Annotated in this window: 5 protein-coding genes; 4 read left to right on the forward strand and 1 reads right to left on the reverse strand. The window is 60.2% G+C overall.

From position 1 onward, the window contains the following. Together ACXJ7R_RS26565 and ACXJ7R_RS26570 are read left to right on the forward strand one after the other, a co-directional pair. A partial coding sequence (locus ACXJ7R_RS26565; RefSeq protein ID WP_457154421.1) for a DUF3995 domain-containing protein occupies positions 1–188 on the forward strand: 188 nt, incomplete at its 5' end. Between the two features lie 192 nt (positions 189–380). Continuing rightward, positions 381–1754: a class II 3-deoxy-7-phosphoheptulonate synthase gene (locus tag ACXJ7R_RS26570; RefSeq protein WP_457154425.1), complete on the forward strand. Its 1374-nt coding sequence runs from the start codon at positions 381–383 to the stop codon at positions 1752–1754. Positions 1755–1873: 119 nt separating this feature from the next. Here the strand turns inward: ACXJ7R_RS26570 and ACXJ7R_RS26575 are convergent, their stop codons facing one another. Continuing rightward, entirely contained in the window at positions 1874–2944 is a 1071-nt protein-coding gene (locus ACXJ7R_RS26575; RefSeq protein WP_457154422.1) for a diguanylate cyclase domain-containing protein, read from the reverse strand. A 422-nt stretch (positions 2945–3366) separates the two neighbouring features. Here ACXJ7R_RS26575 and ACXJ7R_RS26580 point away from each other — a divergent pair, with 422 nt between their 5' ends. Beyond that, a complete protein-coding gene (locus ACXJ7R_RS26580; protein WP_457154423.1) occupies positions 3367–3783 on the forward strand; it encodes a GFA family protein in 417 nt (138 codons plus the stop codon). A gap of 81 nt (positions 3784–3864) precedes the next feature. After that, the coding region (locus tag ACXJ7R_RS26585; protein WP_457154424.1) for a diacylglycerol kinase at positions 3865–4062 on the forward strand (198 nt) is incomplete at its 3' end.

Genomic DNA, 4062 nt, shown 5'->3' on the forward strand with positions numbered 1-4062 from the left:
GGGCAGGGACCATGCTTTGGGCGGTAATCTTCGCCGCTCGAGCGTTGAGTTGGTCCCGGTATGTCGGCTTGTTCAAGCGGATCAGAACGACGCGTTTTGCCAGATACGATACTTGGTTCTACAGTCCGCTTTGCCTGGTGCTGGGGCGGGGGTTTTTCTACCTGGGGCTGATGGACACCGCGCCATGATCGAGCAGCCGCCGTTCGCCAAGCGGCCAAATCCGGTCTAGAATAGGAAATCGGCTTCGTGTATGGAGCCGCGATCCCCACATGGGGTGGATCGGCGGGCGACGGCGCTCGCTTTGTTGTTTGAAGCAATTCCGGACGGAAACCGTTTCACGCTTTTCCTGGAATTGCTCGGAAAGAGCTTTGGGTGCAGCGATGASGAAATGGTCGCCGAATTCGTGGAGAGCGATGCCGATCAAGCAGGTTCCTGCCTATCCGGACCTTGCCGCGCTGAAGAACACGGAAGCCCAGCTCGCCACCTTTCCGCCGCTGGTTTTTGCAGGTGAGGCGCGCAAGCTGAAGAAGCAGTTGGCGGCTGTTGCTGCCGGTGATGCATTCCTTCTCCAGGGCGGCKATTGCGCCGAGAGTTTTGCCGAACATGGCGCGGACAATATCCGCGACTTCTTCCGCGTCTTCCTGCAGATGTCGGTGGTGTTGACCTTCGCCGGCGCGCAGCCGGTGGTCAAGGTCGGCCGGGTTGCCGGCCAGTTCGCCAAGCCGCGCTCGTCCGACAACGAGACCAAGGGCGATGTGACGCTGCCTAGCTATCGCGGCGACATCATCAACGGCATCGAGTTCGACGCCAAGTCGCGCATTCCAGATCCTGCCCGCCAGGAGATGGCATACCGCCAGTCGGCGGCGACGCTCAACCTTCTGCGCGCCTTCGCGCAGGGTGGCTATGCCAGCCTGGAGAACGTGCATAGCTGGATGCTCGGCTTCGTGTCCGACAGCCCGCAAGGCGAGAAGTACGGTGAACTCGCCAACCGCATCACCGAGACGATGGACTTCATGAAGGCCGTCGGCATCACCTCGGAAACCAACTATGCATTGCGCGAGACGGATTTCTACACCAGCCACGAGGCGCTTCTGCTCGGYTAYGAGGAGGCSMTGACSCGCRYSGATTCGACCWCCGGCGASTGGTACGMCACSTCSGGTCACATGMTCTGGATCGGTGATCGGACGCGCCAGCCCGACCATGCGCATGTCGAATATTGCCGCGGCATCAAGAACCCGCTTGGCCTGAAGTGCGGCCCCTCGCTGACGCCGGATGGGTTGCTGGAACTGATCGACCTGCTCAACCCCGAAAACGAACCCGGCCGGCTGACGCTGATCGCGCGCTTCGGCTCGGACAAGGTCGCCGACCATCTGCCGAAGCTGGTGCGTGCGGTGCAGAAGGAAGGCCTTAGCGTGGTGTGGTCGTCGGACCCGATGCATGGCAACACGATCGAGGCCGCCGGCTACAAGACGCGGCCGTTCGACCGCATCCTGAAGGAGGTGCAGACCTTCTTCGAGGTGCATCGCGCCGAAGGCACGCATCCTGGCGGCATCCACGTCGAAATGACTGGCAAAAACGTCACCGAATGCACTGGTGGCGCGCGCGCCATCACCGCCGAGGAATTGCAGGATCGCTACCACACGCATTGCGATCCACGTCTCAACGCCGACCAGGCCATCGAACTGGCCTTCCTGGTCTCTGACCTGTTGAAGAAGAGCCACCCGGTGCAGCACAAGCAGGCCGTTAACGGCTAAGCTTGATCTCGGCCTGAACGTTGACGGAAAAAAGCGCTGGAGAAATCCGGCGCTTTTCTTTTTCAGCGTCCGCGTCCCCAGCGCAGGCCGGCGAGTCCGGGCCGAGGCGGATGGGGCGCTTAGTCCTTCTTGTAGAGCAGCCAGCTCTTGCCGGCGCGGCCGGCCATCGTCGAATGCCTGGTGACGCGGTTGCGGCCGCTGACCTTGGAGCGATACAGCGCCCGGTCGGCCTTGGTGTAGAGATCCTCCGGCCCCTCGGCTTCGGATGCCATGCAAATGCCCATCGAGACGGTGACGGTGCCGTAGTTCGTGCCGGTCTGGCTGCTGGTGAACGGCGTCTGCTCGATCAGGGCGCGAATGCGCTCGGCGACCTCGTAGGTTGCGTCCTCGCTGGCGCCCTCGATGATCAGCGCGAACTCCTCGCCGCCAGTTCGGGCGACGAACATGTCACCGCGAATGCTGGTCTGGAAGATGTCGGCGATGATCTGGATGATCTTGTCGCCGACCGGGTGGCCGTAGCGATCGTTGATGTCCTTGAAGCGATCGATGTCGGCAAGGATCAGGGCGTTGAACAGGATACCCTTGTTGCTGTTGTAGATCCTGGTGATTTCCTTGTCGAATGCGCGGCGATTCCAGATATGGGTCAACGGATCGGTGTCGGCCAGCCGCTTGTATTCCTCGAGCTTCGACTTGACGCTCTCGAGTTCGGCCGTCTTGTCGCTGAGCGTCGAGGCCACCTGCCGGCCGTGGTCGATCGTCGAATTGGTGGCAATCGTCATGGCGTTGGCGATCTTCTGCAAAAGATCCTGGGAGAGAAGGCTGCGGTTGCTCAGTCCGCTCGATGTCTCGTCGAGGATCCTGCCGTATTTCTCGATATGGCTGCGCTCGCTCCTCAACAGCGAAGCGACCTCCTCGAGCTCCCTGGCAATGACTTCCCTGGCATGCTCGACGATGCCGGGGCCATGGTTGTGGGCAAAGAAGGCGCGGCCGATCTGGTCCAGTTCATCCTGTGTCGGCCGGTTGCTCAGCGAAACGACGGCGAGGCTGAGTTCGCGATTGGTGCCGCTCAGTGCCTCGTAGAAAATTTCGTAGTTGCGGGGAAGGCCGAGCACGCCCAACTGGCGCATTGTGGCGACGACAGTGGCCGCGATATCGGTGCTTCGTTCGGTTGGGACAGCTGCCGCCTGCATGTTCTGATCACTCTTCCCCTTGGATCCCGCCGCAGAACTTTGGGGGTTCCATTTGTCGCCAACCGGGGAAGACTACCCGATAACCCAGAACAACTTGCGAACAGACGCGTCCCCACCTGCGACATTCGCTCGCCATGACCATAAATGCGGGAGCGCTAAAGTTTCCTTAATTCGCTGAGGTTCCACGGTTTTTCTATCTCTTGTGTGCTGTGGAGGCTGCAATTTGCGCACCAACAATCCGGGATGAACGCCAGTTTGGTGGGTTTGAATGCGAAATTCGCGCATAACGCGCTGCAAAAAGTGAAACTGGATTCGGCTTCGCCACACCAGCAAATGTCGCATTTGCTTGCGTATGGCTGCCACAAAGCTGGAATCCTGACGACGAAGCCATGCCAGGCACAGGTTCTTCAAGGAGGGGCGAAATGAGTGACAGTCACGGCGGATCGTGTCTGTGCGGAGCGGTTCGCTTCAGAACCCGCGGAGCGCTGCGTGGCGTCGTCTATTGTCATTGTTCGCAATGCAGGAAGCAGAGCGGACATTTCTACGCCGCGACCAATGTTGCAGACGCCGACATTGTGATCGAGGGCGGCGAAAGCATCACCTGGTACGAAGCGTCTTCCTTCGCCAGGCGCGGTTTTTGCAAGGCATGCGGGTCTCTGCTGTTCTGGAAGCCGCGGGACCAGGGCTACGTTTCGGTCATGGCGGGATCGTTCGACGTGCCGACGGGCCTTGAGGGCGAATGCCACATCTTCGTCGGCGACAAGGGCGACTATTATTCGATCGACGACGGGCTGCCGCAGTTTGAAAAGTCGACGCCGTCCATACCGGTCGCTGAATGAATCTTGGACAAATCGCCTTATTCCATTGATCTGGCCAGCCATTGCATTATCCCGTGCCGGTGATTCGCAAAGGGGTTTGGCATGCAGCGGCTGATCGACGCTTTTTTCAATTCAGTGCGGGCGTTTCGCAAGCTGGCCGTCAGCGAGAAGGCTTTCCAGCAGGAGCTGATGCTGCTCGCGCTCGCCTTGCCGCTCGGCTGGTTCGTTTCGATCTCGTGGCGTGGCTATGCCTTGCTGATCGGAGCGGTGCTGCTTCTCATCATGGTCGAAGTGCTGAAC

Source organism: Mesorhizobium sp. P5_C1 (assembly GCF_054049815.1).

Coding starts and splice junctions, on each gene's coding strand:
- ACXJ7R_RS26575 (WP_457154422.1), bottom strand. CDS start 2,944: ATGCAGGCGGCAGCTGTCCCAACCGAACGAAGCACCGATATCGCGGCC.
- ACXJ7R_RS26580 (WP_457154423.1), top strand. CDS start 3,367: ATGAGTGACAGTCACGGCGGATCGTGTCTGTGCGGAGCGGTTCGCTTC.